Annotated in this window: 15 protein-coding genes; 8 read left to right on the top strand and 7 right to left on the bottom strand. The window is 62.7% G+C overall.

Annotated elements, in window-relative coordinates:
* The first annotated feature begins 116 nt into the window (after window positions 1–116).
* Window positions 117–371, top strand: coding sequence for a HigA family addiction module antitoxin (locus tag ACP7A2_RS05140; RefSeq protein WP_426133354.1), 255 nt, complete (start codon window positions 117–119; stop codon window positions 369–371).
* Between the two features lie 177 nt (window positions 372–548).
* On the opposite strand, the gene ACP7A2_RS05135 is transcribed toward ACP7A2_RS05140, so the two are convergent.
* The 6 genes from ACP7A2_RS05135 to pilG all read right to left on the bottom strand — a co-directional run bounded on the left by ACP7A2_RS05135 (window position 549) and on the right by pilG (window position 10,418).
* Complete coding sequence (locus ACP7A2_RS05135; RefSeq protein ID WP_426133353.1) at window positions 549–1,004, bottom strand: chemotaxis protein CheW; 456 nt, start codon at window positions 1,002–1,004, stop codon at window positions 549–551.
* Window positions 997–6,822 carry an Hpt domain-containing protein gene (locus ACP7A2_RS05130; RefSeq protein WP_426133352.1) on the bottom strand — a complete coding sequence of 1,942 codons (5,826 nt, stop codon included), beginning with the start codon at window positions 6,820–6,822 and terminating at the stop codon, window positions 997–999. The genes ACP7A2_RS05135 and ACP7A2_RS05130 overlap by 8 nt, the downstream gene beginning before the upstream one ends.
* A gap of 191 nt (window positions 6,823–7,013) precedes the next feature.
* Window positions 7,014–9,065, bottom strand: coding sequence for a methyl-accepting chemotaxis protein (locus tag ACP7A2_RS05125; RefSeq protein ID WP_348061783.1), 2,052 nt, complete (start codon window positions 9,063–9,065; stop codon window positions 7,014–7,016).
* Entirely contained in the window at window positions 9,062–9,586 is a 525-nt protein-coding gene (locus tag ACP7A2_RS05120) for a chemotaxis protein CheW (RefSeq protein WP_426133351.1), read from the bottom strand. Before ACP7A2_RS05120 ends, ACP7A2_RS05125 begins: the two co-directional genes overlap by 4 nt.
* 12 nt (window positions 9,587–9,598) lie before the next feature.
* Window positions 9,599–9,964, bottom strand: a complete 366-nt coding sequence (gene pilH / locus ACP7A2_RS05115) for a twitching motility response regulator PilH (RefSeq protein ID WP_014720320.1) — start codon at window positions 9,962–9,964, stop codon at window positions 9,599–9,601.
* Between the two features lie 46 nt (window positions 9,965–10,010).
* Entirely contained in the window at window positions 10,011–10,418 is a 408-nt protein-coding gene (gene pilG / locus ACP7A2_RS05110; RefSeq protein WP_375066483.1) for a twitching motility response regulator PilG, read from the bottom strand.
* 240 nt (window positions 10,419–10,658) lie between these two features.
* On the opposite strand from pilG, the gene gshB reads away from it, so the two are divergent.
* From gshB to ACP7A2_RS05075, 7 genes are all read left to right on the top strand, one after another.
* Complete coding sequence (gshB, locus tag ACP7A2_RS05105; RefSeq protein WP_017253947.1) at window positions 10,659–11,612, top strand: glutathione synthase; 954 nt, start codon at window positions 10,659–10,661, stop codon at window positions 11,610–11,612.
* Between the two features lie 77 nt (window positions 11,613–11,689).
* On the top strand, window positions 11,690–12,595 hold the full coding sequence (locus ACP7A2_RS05100; protein WP_348057011.1) for an energy transducer TonB: 906 nt from the start codon (window positions 11,690–11,692) through the stop codon (window positions 12,593–12,595).
* An 81-nt stretch (window positions 12,596–12,676) separates the two neighbouring features.
* Window positions 12,677–13,246, top strand: a complete 570-nt coding sequence (locus ACP7A2_RS05095) for a YqgE/AlgH family protein (protein WP_426133350.1) — start codon at window positions 12,677–12,679, stop codon at window positions 13,244–13,246.
* A complete protein-coding gene (gene ruvX, locus ACP7A2_RS05090) occupies window positions 13,246–13,683 on the top strand; it encodes a Holliday junction resolvase RuvX (RefSeq protein ID WP_003213744.1) in 438 nt (145 codons plus the stop codon). Before ACP7A2_RS05095 ends, ruvX begins: the two co-directional genes overlap by 1 nt.
* Before the next feature lie 82 nt (window positions 13,684–13,765).
* A complete protein-coding gene (gene pyrR / locus ACP7A2_RS05085; RefSeq protein WP_426133349.1) occupies window positions 13,766–14,272 on the top strand; it encodes a bifunctional pyr operon transcriptional regulator/uracil phosphoribosyltransferase PyrR in 507 nt (168 codons plus the stop codon).
* A gap of 24 nt (window positions 14,273–14,296) precedes the next feature.
* Window positions 14,297–15,301 (top strand): aspartate carbamoyltransferase catalytic subunit, encoded by a 1,005-nt coding sequence (locus tag ACP7A2_RS05080; RefSeq protein ID WP_348057007.1) that lies wholly within the window; start codon window positions 14,297–14,299, stop codon window positions 15,299–15,301.
* On the top strand, window positions 15,298–16,569 hold the full coding sequence (locus ACP7A2_RS05075; protein ID WP_426133348.1) for a dihydroorotase: 1,272 nt from the start codon (window positions 15,298–15,300) through the stop codon (window positions 16,567–16,569). Before ACP7A2_RS05080 ends, ACP7A2_RS05075 begins: the two co-directional genes overlap by 4 nt.
* 134 nt (window positions 16,570–16,703) lie before the next feature.
* Here the strand turns inward: ACP7A2_RS05075 and ACP7A2_RS05070 are convergent, their stop codons facing one another.
* The gene (locus ACP7A2_RS05070; RefSeq protein ID WP_348057003.1) at window positions 16,704–17,132 is read right to left on the bottom strand and encodes a TM2 domain-containing protein; all 429 of its coding nucleotides are present in this window, start codon (window positions 17,130–17,132) and stop codon (window positions 16,704–16,706) included.
* Window positions 17,133–17,187: the final 55 nt, after the last annotated feature.

Below are 17,187 nucleotides of genomic sequence, written 5' to 3'. Positions count from 1 at the left end.
AGTAAGAAGACCCGGAGGGTAGATAGGAAGGTTCGTACACTGCTTTAGGGTTGATGCTCGGAACTGTGCTGTCTAGCCTTCTCGGCTGAATGTCCATCACCGCAGGACGAATCAACATGCCCATGCACAACCCACCTCACCCCGGAGAAATCCTGCTTGAAGATGTGATCCCGGCCTTGGGCATCACCATCACCGAAATGGCCCGGCGCCTTGGATTTGCCCGTGAGATATTCTCAAGGATCTTGCATGGCCATGCGCCGGTGAGCCCGGACTTGGCGGTGCGGCTTGAACGAGCAGGAGTGAGTACGGGGCAGTTATGGCTAGCGATGCAAAGTGCCTATGACTTATGGCAGGCCGAGCATCGGGAGTAGCCGGTGATCGAGCGGTTTGCGCAGATTGAGTAGTAGCCAGGATTTGGCGGGCACAGAAGATCAAAGGTGGGAGCTGGCTTGCCTGCGATGGAGGTGGGTCAATTGGATAATGGGTGACTGACACGCCGCTATCGCAGGCAAGCCAGCTCCCACATGAGATCTCCACAAGGCTTATGGTCACGCAAGGCCGGATTCGACCAGCAGCGCTTCCAGCCCCATGAGGTCGGGCACTTTTGCCACGTGCTCGCCCACCTGCACTGCGGCCAGTTCCAGCGGGCAGAGTGGCACGTCCACGTAGCTCAATTGGCTGTCGAGCTTGTACGAGCGTGGAATCCCCTGAATCACCAGCGCAATAAACTTCAACGTCGCCCGCCCGCCCAGTGCGTTCAGCACCACGATCCTTGAGCGTTCCCCCGTCACGATCGCCTCGCCGCACACCGCTTCAAAGCTGATCAACGGCAACTGCCGATCACGCCAGGTCACCTGCCGCAGGTACCACGGCGGTGCGTCGCTGGCGGGTTCGCCGCGTTGAAAGTCGATGAGTTCGGCGACAGCGACGTTGGGCAGCACCAGGTTGCGATCCGCCAGGGGCAGCAACAGGCCGGTGAGTTGGCTGGTGCGGTGGTCAAGCATGGGACTTGCTCCAGTAGGCGATGCTTTCCAGCAGCACCGACTCTTGGTACGGCTTGCCGAGGTAGTCGTTGACGCCGATGGCCATGGCGCGGTCGCGGTGTTTCTGGCCGGTGCGCGAGGTGATCATGATGATCGGCAGGCGCATCAGGCGTGGGTCGTTACGCACTTGAATGGCCACTTCGAAGCCGTCCATACGCGGCATTTCGATGTCGAGCAGCATCAGGTCCGGGGTGTGTTCTTCGAGCAGGGCGATGGCGTCGATGCCGTCTTTGGCGGTGAGCACGTTCATGCCGTTGCGCTCCAGCAGGCGGCTGGTGACCTTGCGCACGGTGACAGAGTCGTCCACCACCAGCACCAGCAGCGGGCGCTTTTTCAGGGGGTCGTTGAGGATCAGCGGCGCGTCGTCCGTCTGCGCGGGCAGCACCGGTTGCCGTGCGCGAATGTGCGCCAGCAAGTCGATGATCAACACCACGCGGCCGTCGCCCAAAATGGTCGCGCCGGACAAGCCCTGCACCCCCGCAAACTGCGGCCCCAGGCCCTTGACCACAATCTCCCGCGTGCCCGCCATGGCATCCACGTGCACCGCCACGCGCCGCTCGTTGCACTGCACCAGCAGCACTGGAACCGGCTGGTATTGGCCCAGCAGTTTCGGGCGGCTGACGGTGTGCAGCAAGTCGCCGAGGTAGAACAATTCATAGCGCTGGCCGGCGTATTCATAACGCGGCGGGTCTTGCTGATAATGCCCGGCCAGCTCATGGGGCAACACGCGCACCAGCCCTTCGATGGTGTTCAGCGGGATCGCGTATTGGTCATCCGCGCACTGCACCATCAGCGCGCGGTTGACCGACACGGTGAACGGCAGGCGAATGCGAAAGTGCACGCCCGCGCCCGGCGTCGAATCAATCACCATTGAGCCGCCGAGTTGGCGCACTTCTTCGTGCACCACGTCCATGCCGACGCCGCGCCCGGAAATCTGGGTGATTTTTTCAGCGGTGGAAAAGCCCGGCTGCAGGATGAACTGCAACACGTCGCGGTCGCTGATCTCCTGACTGGGCGCAAGCAAGCCGCGCTTGATCGCCTTGCGCCGCACCGCGTCCAGCGGCACACCGGCGCCGTCGTCACGCATGTCGAAAACGATATCGCCGCCTTCGTGGGTCAGGTCCAGGCTGATGCGGCCTTTCTCTGGCTTGCCGGCCAACAAACGCGCCTCGCGGGACTCCAGGCCATGGTCGACGGCATTGCGCAGCATGTGTTCCAGCGGCGCGACCATGCGTTCCAGCACGTTGCGGTCCATCTCGCCTTCGGCGTTGCCGACGATAAATTCCACGTCCTTGCCCAGTTCTTCCGCCACCTGACGCACGATGCGTTTGAGGCGCGGCAACATGCGCTCGAACGGCACCATGCGCGTGCGCATCAGGCCTTCCTGCAACTCGGTGTTGATGCGCGCCTGTTGCTGCAACAGGTTGTGCGCGTCCCCATTGCGACGGTCGAGGGTTTCCTTGAGGTCGAGCAAGTCGGAGGCCGATTCGGACAGCGCGCGCGACAGCTGCTGCAACTGCGAATGGCGGTCCATTTCCAGCGGGTCGAACTCTTCATACCCCAGGCGCTCGGCCTCGGCTTGTTGACGGCTGAGAATGCGGCCCTGGGTTTCGGTGTCGAGGCGGCGCAACTGGTCGCGCATGCGCTCAATGGTGGTTTCCACCTCGTTGAGGGCGATGCGGGCATCGTTGACTTGCTGTTCGATGCGGCCACGGAAGATCGAAGTCTCGCCCGCCAGATTGACCAGATCATCCAGCAAATCGGCGGAGATTTTCACCATGTCGGCGCCGGGGTCCACCGCCGCCTCGGCTTTGCTCGCGGGTAATGCCACGGGGGCGAGTGGCTCATCGCTGGGGTGCAGCAGGCTTTTGATGCGCTCGATGAGTTTGTCCACCGAGCCCACCGGCAAGCCATCCGCCACGGCGTCGATCATCTGTGCGAGACGGTCATGGCAACCTTGCAACAGCGCGAACAGCTCGGGCGACGGCGCGAGTAAACCGGCGGAAAGCCCTTCGTAGAGAAACTCCAGCTCATGGGCCAGGTCGCCAATCGGGCCGATTTCGACCATGCGCGCGCCACCCTTGAGGGTGTGCAGGTCGCGCAGCAGGGTTTCAACGTCCTGGCGATTGCTCGGCTCGGCCTGCCAACGCTGCAGCGCGCTGCTGGAGCTGTCGAGAATGTCGGCGGCTTCTTCGAGGAAGATATCCAGCAATTCAGGGTCGGCGCCCTGAGCTTGCGGAGCGGGCGCGGGCGCTGGCGCCGCCGGCGTGTTGCTCTGACGCAGCGCACGCGCTTTGGCTACCCACGCTGCGCTGTCGCTCAAGGGTTGGTGGCCTTGCAACTCATCCAACTGCACGGCGAGCTGTTCATGGCAGCCCATCAGTACCTGGGACAGCTCGACGGAGTAGCTGTAGCGGCGGTCCACCAAGCCTTCGTACAGGCATTCCAGCTCGTGGGCCAGCTCGGCCACCGGGCCGATTTCGGCCATGCGCGCGCCGCCCTTGAGGGTGTGCAAATCCCGTTGCAGCGAGGACAACGGCGCCGGGCTGTCGGGGTCCAGCAGCCAGCGCTTGAGCGACTGCCCGGCGCTGTCGAGGATGTCCACGGCTTCTTCCAGGAAGATCTCGACGATCTCGTCGTCCATCGCCGTTTCTTGCTCGAGCTTTGCCGTGGCCGCGCCCAGTTCGGAGATGCTCAGCGCGCGGCTGCCGTCGCTTTTGATCAAGCCGGTTGCAGACGGGTCCAGCGCTTCGTGCAGCAATTCGCGCAAGGCCGCGACTCGCGCCGGTGCCGGGCCGATTTCCTGGCCGGCAGCCAACTGATCGAGCATGTTGATCAGCGCTTCATGGGCGTGCTCGGCCTCATGGAAAAACCGCTCGCTGACCGCCAGGCTGCTCTCTTCCACGGCGCCATACAGGTCGAGCAAGGCTTCGCACAGCTCGTCGATGGTGTGCAGCTCGGCAATGTGCGCGCCCTCCCCCAGCGTGGTCAATTCATCCAGCAGCGCAGTCAATTCCTGGCGCTCGCCGGGGTGCTGTTGCCAGCGGCGCAGCAGGCTTTCGGCGTCGAGCAGGATGTCCATGCCCTGGGCCAGGAAGTTGGCGATCAACTGGGGGTCACGCTTGATGCGCAGGCCGGTGGCCGGAGCGTCGAGCAGTGCTTGAAGCTTAGCGTCGAGCAGGCTTTGGGTACGGTTGATCAAGTCGTCGGCGCCTTTGATCGGCGCCAGCGGATCGCGGTCCAACTCCCGCAGCCCGCGCTGGAACAGGCTTTCGGCCTCCAGCAGCAGCTCCACTTCATCCAGGTCCAGCGCCAGGCGGTGGGCTTTGTATTCGCGGGTCAGGTGGTCCAGCGGCCGCGCCAGCTCGGCAATCGGCAGCACGCCCGCCATGTAGGCGCTGCCCTTGAGGGTGTGCAGGGCGCGTTGCAGTTCATCGCTGACTTGCAGCGGCACGTGCTCGGCGGCCTGTTGCAGAAAGTGGTTAAGGCTCTCCAGATGGCTTTGGGCTTCGTTGCGGAAAATCTCCAGCAGCATCGGGTCGTGGGGTTCGGTAGCCGACGCTTGAGTGCCGCTGGCCAGGGCGTGGGCACGGGCGGCCAGGGCGTCGACTTCATCGCGCTGGCGCTGGTCGTCGATGGCGAAGTCGGCAATCAACTCGGGCAGCAAGGCCACGGCTTCGTCCAGCACCTGTTGCACGTCCGGGTCGAGGGCCACGCTGCGTTCCAGTACGCGGTTAAGCAGGTTTTCCAGCGCCCAGGCCAGCTCGGCCAGCACCAGCGCACGGACCATGCGGCCGCTGCCTTTGAGGGTATGAAAGGCGCGGCGCATTTCGCCCTGCGCCGTTTTGTCGGCGCTGTTGGGCAGATGGCGGTGCAGCACGTCGAGGACTTCGTCGGTTTCTTCCAGGAAGACTTCGCGCAGTTCATCGTCGATGGGTTCTTCACCGGGCGGTGGCGGCAGCAAGATGCCGGGGCGCTGCAGCGCCGGAGGGTTCAGGCGCGAGGTGGGGCTGGCGAGCGCGTCGAATTGGGACTGGCTGGGCGCGATGTCAGTAGACAGCACGCCATCCGGCGCGGCCAGTGCCTGGCGCCAGGGCTTTTCGGCGGGCAAGTAGCCCAGTGCGGCGAGGCCCTGGATCGCCAGTTCCAGGACTTTTTCACCCGCCGCATCGGGGTCCTGAAGCATGCGTTCCAGGTAGTACTCCAGGCTGCTGATCACATCAGCAAAGTGGCCCAGTTGCACCTCGGAAGGCGCGGCCTCACCGGCCATCAACTGTTCATCGACATAATCGGTGCAACCGCGCATCAGGCTCGCCGCGCGTGGCAGCGGAATCATCGCCAGCGCGCCGCGCACCTGGCTGAGCAACTCGGGCAGGGATTCCAGGCGCTGGCGGTCCCAGTCAGCTTCCACGCAATCGATCACCAACTCTTTGGCTTGGCGCAGGCATTGGCAGGATTCGCGGATGACCAATTGGTGAATCTGGGTCAGGTCGGTGGTGGGCAGGCGGCTTTCTTCGCGGCTCTGCGGTTCCACCGTGCCGACCATGCCGGCCAGCGTGGCCTCGACGTAAAGCAAGGCGCCGGCGACGTCCATGAGCACCGCATCGTTGGGTTCGCGCTGCCCCTGGACCAGGCTCAACACCACGGCGAGCTGGTCGATGATGACTTTGCGCGGCTGGCCGAAACCCAGCACTGCCAGGGTATCGGCGATCTGGCGCAGCGGCGCCAGCAACGCATCAAGGTCGTTGATGTGCTGGCGGTCGCTGCGCACGAACAGGTCGAGGCGTTCTTTCACGCGCACCAGTTCTTCACACAGGGCACCGAGTACCGAGCCCATGGCGTTGCGGTCCGGCCCGGCGAGGCGCGCACGTTCGGCATCGACCACGGCGCTGTCGGGCAAGGCTTCATCGAGCCCATAACGCTCTTTCAAACTCTGCATGCGCGGCGTCGGCCGGGTCACTTTGGCGACGTAGAACAACAGGCTTTTGAGCAACTCATCCGGCGCGGGCTGGTTGATCCCGCCGATGCCCTGGGCCAGCAAGCGCTTGAGCTGTTTGCCACTGGCCTTGAGCAGGCTGCGCAGCGCCGGGCTGTTGGCGATCACGCCGGTGAGCATGCCTTCGACCAGTGCCGAGGTGACTTGCCACAGCGGCATTAACGGCGCGCCCTGGCACAGCGCTTCAAGGCGGGCGAACACCCGCGCCATGTCTTCCAGGTTGCTCGGGCCGTGGTCTTCACGCAGCAGCCCGGCCAGGGCTTGTTGCAGCAGTGGGTGCCACTGGCGCAAGTGTTCGTGCAGCTCGGGCGACGCGCGTTGCGCGAGCGCTTCATCGGGCAGCGGCGCGATGGTCAGCAGTTGCGGGCTGAACAGGCTGGTTTCCGAGAGCAGGCTTTCACCGCGCGCACTGCGCAGGTCGTTGAGCAGCGGCAACACCACCAGCGGCAGGTCGCGGCGGGCGCTGTGCACGCGGTCGAGGTACAGCGGCAGTTGCCCGAGGGCCTGTTGCAGCAGGCGGATGCTCTCATCGCGCTGGCTGACGCGCCCGCCTTGCAGGGCGAGGACGAGTTCTTCGATCTCTTCGGCCAACAATGCCGCGCCGTAGAACTCGACCATCAGCAGCGCGCCGTGCACTTGGTGGACGCCGCCCAGGCACTCGCTGATGGCATCGCCGTCGCCTGTTTCGACATAGGCGTCGAGCGCCGAACGGGCCTGTTTCAGGGTTTCGGCAATGTCGCCCTTGACCCATTCGAGGGCCACGTAGTCGTGCCGATCAACCATAACTGCTCCGCTAAAAATTCGTGGGTTGCCGGTGTTATCAGAAACAATGGAGATCAACTGTGGGAGCTGGCTTGTCGGGTCGCCGCATCGCTGCGATGGCGGTGGGTCAGCAACCCATTTTTATCTGGCAGACCGCTATCGCAGGCAAGCCAGCTCCCACATTTGGACTGTGGTGTTCTTTTGACTGTATTTCAATCATCGACCTGTTTGGGCGACGGCAAGGTAAAACCCGACACCGACCTGCGCAACTGGCTGGCCATCTTCGCCAAATTACCGATGCTTTCGGCGGTGGCGGTAGAACCCGACGACGTCTGCGTAGTGATCTGCTGAATCACATTCATGGTCAGGGAAATCTGCCCCGCCGATGACGTCTGTTGCTGCGCCGCATTCGAAATGCTCTGAATCAACGCCGCCAGGGTTTTCGACACGCCTTCGATCTCTTCCAGCGCCACACCCGCGTCCTGCGCGAGCCGCGCACCGCGCACCACTTCGGTGGTGGTTTGCTCCATTGAAATCACCGCCTCATTGGTGTCGGTCTGAATCGCCCGCACCAGTGTTTCAATCTGCCGCGTAGCCGCTGACGAACGTTCGGCCAGCCGCTGCACTTCATCCGCGACCACCGCAAAACCGCGCCCGGCGTCCCCGGCCATGCTCGCCTGGATCGCCGCGTTGAGGGCGAGGATGTTGGTTTGGTCGGCAATGTCGTCGATCAGGCTGACGATGTCGCCAATTTCCTGGGACGACTCGCCCAGACGCTTGATGCGCTTGGCGGTGTCCTGGATCTGTTCGCGAATGTTGTCCATGCCGTGGATGGTGTTGTGCACCACCTCGTTGCCCTTGTTGGCAATTTCCACCGAGCGCTCCGCCACCGCCGAAGACTCGGCGGCGTTGGCGGAAACCTGATCAATGGATTGGGCCATCTGGTTGATTGCCGTGGAGGCCTCGGCAATCTGCTGGGCCTGGTGCTCCGAGGCCTGGGCCAGATGCATGGCGGTGGCCTGGGTGTCCTGGACCGCGCCGGCAACCTGGCCGGCGGTGAGGTTGATGGTAGCGACCAGATCGCGCAGCTGGTCCACAGAATAGTTGATCGAATCGGCGATGGTGCCGGTGAAGTCTTCGGTGACCGAGGCGGTCACGGTGAGGTCGCCGTCGGCCAGGTCTTCGATTTCATCCAGCAGACGCATGATCGCGTTCTGATTGCGCTCGTTCTTCTCGGCGGTTTCACGCAGCTGTCGGTTGGTCTCGCGCACCATCACCAGGCCGATGAGGATGATCGACGTCAGCGCCAACAGGCCCAGCACGTAGCCACCGATGGTGTCGAAACTGCGCCCGTCCGCGAGGTTTTCAAACCCGGTGGCCAGGTGCGAGGCTTCATCGAGCAGGGTTTGCGACAGGTTGAAAATATTGCTCGCCGAGGCGCGCACCTGGAACAACTGCGGCGAGGTTTCGAGGATTTCATCCACGGAGCCGGAGACAAATTCGAACAGTTCGGCGATTTCCGCCAGCCGTGCGCGGGCGTCAGGGTCTTCGACCTGGCTGATGCGCAGGCCCGGGTTGCCCTGGAGCATGCCGTTCAGCACCTGGCCGAAACGATTGGCGTCGCGGCCAAAGGCATCGGCGGCCTGCACGGCGGTTTCGTCGCCGGCGAGCACGGTGTTTACGGCGCCGAGAATCCGCTCGGCCAGCAGCGACTGGCGCTGGGCCACCGCCACCTGGCTGGCCGGGGCGCCGCGTTGCAGCAGGATGTCGACGACTTTTTCGGACTCCATCTGCAATTGCGGCACGGTTTCGGCGAGGGTCGCGGCCACTTGATGCAACGACAGCACGGTTTGCTCGCTGGCGAGGATCGCGTCGGTGTTTTTCAACAACGCTTCCCAATCGGTCTGCACCGCGCGCATTTCGGCACGCACGGCATTCGGCGCCGCCGGGAGGCCGGTCTCGATGTCGCCTTTTTTCAGGTAACCCCAGCGCTGGGCGAAATCATTGCGCGCATCGCCCAGCAGCTTGAACGCGGCGGCCTTGCCGGCAGCAGCTTCGGTAGCGTTCTTGGCAATGCGCTGGGACAGCACGCGCAATTCACCGGCGTGGCCGATGTACTGTTTGTCGTAAGTCGATTGGGTGTTGAGGTACGCGAAGTTGGCGAACAGCAGCATGATGAACACGATCAGCGCGATAAACAGCACGATGATCTGCGAACGGCTGCGCGACGCGGCCTGAGGTTTGAGCGGGGTGACGGTGGTCATGCGGCAACATCCATGAAGCCTGGGGCCTGGGCTAAAGCGAAGGGGCTGAAGACCTGCCAGAGCGGGTCGCCGTCGAACCTGCCCTGAATAAACGGCGCGCTGGGAGTGGCGCTGGTTAACAACGCGTCTTGTGCGAAATGCTGCATGCCTACCACCTCGTCCACCAGCAGCCCCACAAACAGGTCGTTGAATTCCACCACCAGCACCCGCCGTTGCTTGCGCGCCCGTGACAGTTCAAGGCCGAGAAAACCGCCCAAATCCATCACCGGCAGCAGGCGCCCGCGCAGGTTGGCCACGCCCTTGACCCAGGGTTTGACGCCCGGCATCAAAGTGCAGCGCGGCTCGTGCAACACCTCGGCGACTTCGCCCATCGGCGCCACGTACAAGTGCGGCCCCAGCCGAAAGCCAATCCCGCTCCAGCGCTGCAGGCGGGCCTCCTGGGACGGCAGGTCGACGGCCAGCAGACGGCAGCGGCGGTCGATGTCCAGCAACAGCTCAAAGGCGGTTTGCGACTCGGTCATGATGGCGTGCCGTCAGCCGGCCAGCACCTTGTTCAGGGTGGCAATCAGGGTTTCTTCGTCCACCGGCTTGGTCAGGTAATCCTTGGCACCCTGGCGCGCGCCCCAGATCTTGTCGGTTTCCTGGTCTTTGGTGGTGATGATGATGATCGGGATGCCGTTGGTTTCCGGCTCCTTGGACAGCTGGCGGGTGGCCTGAAAGCCATTGAGGCCCGGCATCACGATGTCCATCAGCACGGCGTCGGGTTTTTCCTGGCGGGCCAGGGCCACGCCGTCCGCGCCGTTTTCGGCCTTGAGAACCTGATGACCGTGCTTTTCCAGCATGCCGGTCAGTTTGTACATTTCGGTCGGCGAATCGTCGACGATCAGAACACGTGCCATGGTTTTCCCCACTACATTGGTGGACGCCGGCCTTTTTAAGGCGGTGTCAGTGTGCTTGTTCTACTGCGGCGAAGGCAGGCACGTAGGCCTTGATCGCGCTCAGCAGCTCTTCCTTGCTGAAAGGCTTGGTCAAAAATTGATCGACACCCACGGTGCGCCCCTTGGCCTTGTCGAACAAGCCGTCCCTGGACGACAACATGATCACCGGGATCGACTTGAACGCCGGGTTGTTCTTCACCAGCGCGCAGGTCTGATAGCCATCCAGGCGCGGCATCATGATGTCGACAAAAATAATGTGCGGGTGATGATCAACAATCCGGGCCAGGGCATCGAAACCGTCGATGGCCGTGATGACGTCGCAGCCCGCGTTCTTCAACAGGGTTTCAGCAGTGCGGCGGATCGTTTTTGAATCGTCGATCACCATCACTCTCAAGGCGTTGGAATGCTGTTCCATATCTGCTCTACCATCGCCACAGCGAATCGGTTTTCGGTGTGTACTGCCTGATGTCTCACAGGATGAACGCCGCAAGCCTTGGAATTCAAGGGCTGCTGCGCCGTGGCAGTCTTTTTAGCACAGTCTCGGGGGTGCAATCTATCGAGCGACCGGCCCGGTGGTTTTTCCTTGACCCACAACAGCCGCAGCGCCACTCTGACGCCACTTTTATGCGCCCTAATTTGCTAGAGGAAATCCCCCATGAGCGTTCGCGTCGGCATTGTCATGGACCCTATCGCCAGCATCTCCTATAAAAAGGACAGTTCGCTGGCCATGCTCCTGGCCGCTCAGGCCCGCGGCTGGACCCTGTTCTATATGGAGCAGCGCGACCTTTACCAGGGCGACGGTGAAGCCCGTGCGCGCATGCGCCCGCTGCAGGTGTTTGCCAACCCTGAAAAGTGGTTCGAACTGGCGGATGAGATCGACAGCCCGCTGGCCGACCTCGATGTGATCCTGATGCGCAAGGATCCGCCGTTCGACATGGAATTCGTCTATTCCACCTACCTGCTGGAGCAGGCCGAGCGTGCTGGCGTGCTGATCGTCAACAAGCCGCAAAGCCTGCGCGACTGCAATGAAAAGCTGTTCGCCACGCTGTTCCCGCAGTGCACGCCGCCCACCGTGGTCAGCCGCCGCGCCGACGTGCTGCGTGAATTCGCCGCCAAGCACGGTGATGTGATCCTCAAGCCGCTGGACGGCATGGGCGGCACGTCGATCTTCCGCCACCGCGCGGGCGACCCGAACCTGTCGGTGATCCTGGAAACCCTGACCGTGCTGGGCACCCAGCAGATCATGGGCCAGGCGTACATTCCGGCGATCAAGGACGGCGACAAGCGCATTCTGATGATCGACGGCGAGCCGGTGGATTACTGCCTGGCGCGCATTCCAGCGGCTGGCGAAACACGCGGTAACCTGGCGGCCGGTGGTCGCGGTGAAGCGCGCCCACTCACAGACAAGGATCGCTGGATCGCCGCCCAGGTCGGCCCGACCCTGCGCGAAAAAGGCCTGCTGTTTGTAGGACTAGACGTAATTGGTGAGAACCTCACTGAAATTAATGTCACTAGCCCGACCTGTATTCGCGAGATCGACAACGCATTTGGCACGAACATCGGCGAAATGCTGATGGCGGCCATTGAGCGCAAGCTACAAGCCAAGTGACATAGAACAGCCGGACACGAACCAACATTGCGTTATCATGCGCCACCTGTGAAACGCGCGATGTTGGTTTTTTTGTCATGACACTCCCGTCCGATCTGCCCCCCGAACTCTCCCACAGCGGCGTGCGCCCGGCTGATCGGCTCGGATTTACCCTGTTCCTCGCTGCATTGATCCACCTTGCCTTGATCCTCGGCCTGGGTTTCACCTTTGCCGAACCCAAGCAAATCAGCAAAACCCTGGAAATCACCCTCGCCACGTTCAAAAGCGAAAAGAAGCCCGAAAAGGCTGACTTTCTCGCTCAGGAAAACCAGCAAGGCAGCGGCACGCTGGACAAAAAAGCCGTGCCCAAGACCACTGAAGTGGCGCCGTTCCAGGACAACAAGGTCAATAAAGTCACCCCGCCGCCCACGCCCAAGCCCGAGGTGAAACAGGCCGCGCCCAAGGCAGCGGTGACGACTGTTGCGCCCAAGCCGCAAAAAGCCCCGACCCAGCGCGAAAAAACCAAGACCGAGCCGACGCCTGAGCCAGTCAAACCGGCGCCGACCTTCGACAGCTCGCAGCTGTCCGACCAGATTTCCAGCCTTGAGGCCGAACTGGCCAATGAACAGCAGCTGTACGCCAAGCGCCCACGTATCTACCGCCTGAACGCGGCCTCGACCATGCGCGACAAGGGCGCCTGGTATAAGGACGAATGGCGCAAGAAGGTCGAGCGCATCGGCAACCTCAACTACCCGGATGAAGCGCGGCGCCAGCAGATTTACGGCAATTTGCGTCTTTTGGTGTCAATCAACCGCGACGGCACGCTGTATGAAGTGCAGGTACTGGAGTCCTCCGGCCAGCCGCTGCTGGACCAGGCCGCCCAGCGCATCGTGCGCCTGGCTGCGCCTTTCGCGCCGTTTACCGGCGACCTGAACGACATCGACCGCCTGGAAATCATCCGCACCTGGAAGTTTGCCCGAGGCGACCGCCTCTCCAGCAACTGATCGTTCCCCCGCCACAACGGTCCATCATTTAAGGCCCGGCGCAGCTTGTCAGTTCGCCCCTCCAACGCCACACTAGTGGACATGAAAAATGTCAGCCCGACCTACCTCAAGCACCAATTCCTGATTGCCATGCCCCACATGGCCGACCCGAACTTTGCGCAAACCTTGACCTACATCGTCGAGCACACGGCCAATGGTGCGATGGGCTTGGTGGTCAACCGTCCGCAAGAGCTGAACCTGGCGGACATCCTTGAGCAGTTGCGACCGGAAATCGACCCGCCAGCGCGTTGCCAGAGCGTGCCTATCTACACAGGCGGGCCGGTGCAGACCGATCGCGGTTTTGTGCTGCACCCCTCCGGGCCGAAGTTCCAGGCCACGGTCGACCTTGACGGCGTGTCGCTGTCCACGTCCCAGGATGTGTTGTTCGCCATCGCCGACGGCATAGGCCCTGAGCAAAGCGTGATCACCCTCGGCTACGCCGGCTGGGAGGCCGGGCAACTGGAAGCCGAATTGGCGAGTAATGCCTGGCTCACCTGCCCGTATGACGCCGACATCCTCTTTAATACCGCCAGCGAACTGCGCCTGGAAGCAGCCGCCGCCAAGCTGCGGGTCAACCTCAGCCTGCTGACCAGCCAGGCGGGGCACGCCTGATGGCCTTGCGTCTGATCCTCGGTTTTGACTACGGCACCAAACAGATCGGCGTGGCGGTCGGCCAGGTCATCACCGGCCAGGCCCGCGAGCTGTGTACCCTGAAAGCACAGAACGGCGTGCCGGACTGGAATCAGGTTGAAGCCCTGATCAAGGAATGGAAGCCCGACGCGGTTGTCGTCGGCCTGCCCCTGAACATGGACGGCACCCCCAGCGAGATGTGCCTGCGCGCCGAAAAATTCGCCCGCCGCCTCAATGGCCGCTACAACCTGCCCTTCTATACCCACGATGAACGCCTGACCACCTTTGAAGCCAAGGGTGAGCGCCGCGACCGTGGCGGGCAAAAAGGCAGCTACCGCGACAACCCCGTGGACGCCATCGCCGCCGCCTTGCTGTTGCAGGGTTGGCTGGATGAAAACACCGCTTTATTTGAATCCTGACTGACGCGGCTTGCCGCGTCTTTTTACGTTTGAGCCCGGACCTTGCCGCTATCCCGCCGCGCGAGGCCTTGAAGGAGCCACCATGAGCCTGCCCAATCCCGCCGAACTGATCAGCCAGATGGCGACGAGCCTCACCGCCCATCTGCAACACCGCGCCATCAGCGAGCCGCGTTTTATCGGCATCCGCACCGGCGGTGTGTGGGTGGCCCAGGCCTTGCTGGAAGCACTGGGCAGCGACTCGCCGCTGGGCACGCTGGACGTGTCGTTCTACCGCGACGACTTCAGCCAGAACGGCCTGCACCCGCAAGTGCGCCCGTCGGCCCTGCCGTTTGAAATCGAAGGCCAGCACCTGGTGCTGATCGACGACGTGCTGATGAGCGGCCGTACCATCCGCGCCGCCATGAACGAGCTGTTCGACTACGGCCGCCCGGCCAGCGTGACGCTGGTGTGCCTGCTGGACCTGGAAGCCGGCGAATTGCCGATCAGCCCGGATGTAGTCGGCGCAACCCTGTCGCTGCAAGCCCATCAACGGGTAAAATTGTCCGGTCCCACGCCGCTCGAACTCGAACTGCAAGACCTTGCCCTTTAAACCGCCTTGTATAGAGTCCCCGCGATGACGCCTCTAGATGCCAAGCGACCGCTGCAGCTCAATGCTCAGGGCCAGCTGCAACACTTCTTGTCCCTCGACGGTTTGCCCCGCGAACTGCTCACCGAAATCCTCGACACGGCCGACTCGTTCCTCGAAGTCGGCGGCCGGGCGGTGAAAAAAGTCCCGCTGTTGCGCGGCAAAACCATCTGCAACGTGTTCTTCGAGAACTCCACCCGCACCCGTACCACCTTTGAACTGGCGGCCCAGCGGCTGTCGGCCGACGTGATCACGCTGAACGTGTCCACCTCGTCGGCGAGCAAGGGCGAAACCCTGCTCGACACCCTGCGCAACCTCGAAGCCATGGCCGCCGACATGTTCGTGGTGCGCCACGGCGACTCCGGCGCCGCGCACTTCATCGCCGAGCACGTGTGCCCGCAGGTGGCGATTATCAACGGCGGCGACGGCCGCCACGCCCACCCGACCCAGGGCATGCTCGACATGCTCACCATTCGTCGGCACAAGGGCAGCTTTGAAAACCTCTCGGTGGCCATCGTCGGCGACATCCTGCACTCGCGGGTCGCGCGTTCGAACATGCTGGCCCTGAAAACCCTGGGTTGCCCGGATATCCGCGTAATTGCGCCAAAAACCCTGCTGCCGATCGGCATCGAGCAATACGGCGTGAAGGTCTACACCGACATGGCCGAAGGCCTCAAGGATGTGGACGTGGTGATCATGTTGCGCCTGCAACGCGAACGCATGTCCGGTGGCCTGCTGCCGAGCGAAGGCGAGTTCTACCGCCTGTTCGGCCTGACCACCGCGCGTTTGGCCGGTGCCAAGCCGGATGCCATCGTGATGCACCCAGGCCCGATCAACCGCGGCGTGGAGATTGAGTCGGCGGTGGCCGACGGCCCGCAATCGGTGATTTTGAATCAGGTCACCTACGGCATCGCGATCCGCATGGCAGTGTTGTCCATGGCCATGAGCGGGCAAACCGCGCAACGTCAATTCGAGCAGGAGAACGCCCAGTGAAGCTCAGCATCCTCGGCGCCCGAGTCATCGACCCAGCCAGTGGCCTGGATCAAATTACCGATTTGCACCTGGAAGCCGGCAAGATCATCGCCATGGGCGCGGCCCCGGCAGGTTTCAGCGCGAGCGATACCATTGACGCCAAAGGCCTGGTCGCCGCGCCGGGCCTGGTGGACCTGAACGTCGCCCTGCGCGAGCCGGGTTACAGCCGCAAGGGCAACATCACCAGCGAAACCCGCGCCGCCGCCGCCGGTGGCGTAACCAGCCTGTGCTGCCCGCCGCACACCAAGCCGATCCTCGACACCTCGGCGGTGACCGAGCTGATCCTCGACCGCGCCCGCGAAGCCGGCAATTGCAAAGTGTTCCCCATCGGCGCCCTGAGCAAAGGCCTGGAAGGCGAACAACTCGCCGAGCTGATCGCCCTGCGCGACGCCGGTTGCGTGGGCTTTGGCAACGGGCTGGAAAGCTTTCGCAGCACCCGCACCCTGTGCCGAGCCCTGGAATACGCGGCCACTTTCGATCTGACGGTGATCTTCCATTCCCAGGACCGCGACCTGGCCGAAGGCGGCCTGGCCCATGAAGGCGCCGTGGCCAGCTTCCTCGGTTTGCCGGGCATTCCGGAAACCGCTGAAACCGTGGCCCTGGCCCGGGACCTGCTGCTGGTGGAACAAAGCGGCGTGCGCGCGCACTTCAGCCAGCTGACCAGCGCGCGCGGCGTTGCGTTGATTGCCCAGGCGCAGGCGCGTGGTTTGCCGGTGACGGCGGATGTGGCGCTGTATCAGCTGATTTTGACGGACGAGGCGTTGATCGACTTCTCCAGCCTGTACCACGTGCAACCGCCGCTGCGCACCCGCGCCGACCGTGACGGTTTGCGCGCGGCGGTGAAGTCGGGTGTGGTGTCGGCGATTTCCAGCCACCACCAGCCTCACGAACGCGATGCCAAACTGGCGCCATTTGGCGCGACTGAGCCGGGCATCAGCAGTGTTGAGCTGTTGCTGCCGTTGGCGATGACCTTGGTCGAAGACGGTTTGCTGGATTTGCCGACGCTGTTGGCGCGCCTGAGCTCAGGCCCGGCCCAGGCGTTGCGCTTGCCGGCGGGTAAGTTGGCGGTGGGTTCGGCGGCGGATCTGGTGCTGTTTGACCTGGCCAGTTCTACGGTGGCCGGGGAGCACTGGCTGTCGAAAGGTGAGAACTGCCCGTTCATCGGCCATAGCCTGCCGGCGGCGGTGCGGTACACCTTGGTTGACGGACGGATCAGCTACCAGGCCTGAACCCGATCCAAAGTGGGCACAGTCAATGTGGGAGCGGGCTTGCTCGCGAATACGGAGTGTCAGTCACCGAATTTACTGACTGAACCACCGCATTCGCGAGCAAGCCCGCTCCCACATTTGGATCTCCACAAATCTTATCGTCCGGCGTTGCGCTCGGCATTGCGGATCGACACCTGCGTATTCAGCGTCCAGAAGTCATACAGCACACCCACCAGGAACAAACCGCCGGTCAGCAGGTAGATCAGGCCGGTGATCCATTTGCCTTGGTACATGCGGTGCACGCCGAACACGCCCAGAAACGCCAACAGAATCCACGCCACGTTGTATTCAATCGGCCCGGCGGTAAAACGCAGGTCCGCTTCGCGGTCCATGGCCGGGATCAGAAACAGGTCGATCAGCCAGCCAATACCCAACAGCCCAAAGGTGAAAAACCAGATCGTCCCGGTGACCGGCTTGCCGTAATAGAAGCGATGCGCGCCGGTGAAGCCGAGAATCCAGAGCAAGTAACCGATCACTTTGCTGTGGGTGTCTTGCTGGGAATAATCCTGTCGATAGGTGTTCATGAACTACCTCTTTTGCCCTGATAGATAAAATTTTTCATTTTCTTTGTGACTTTTT

This window comes from Pseudomonas sp. PWP3-1b2 (assembly GCF_049896045.1).
Taxonomy (GTDB): Bacteria; Pseudomonadota; Gammaproteobacteria; order Pseudomonadales; family Pseudomonadaceae; genus Aquipseudomonas; species Aquipseudomonas antarctica_B.
The sequence above is the reverse complement of the archived record's forward strand: the minus strand, read 5'-3'. Positions and strand labels throughout refer to the sequence as shown.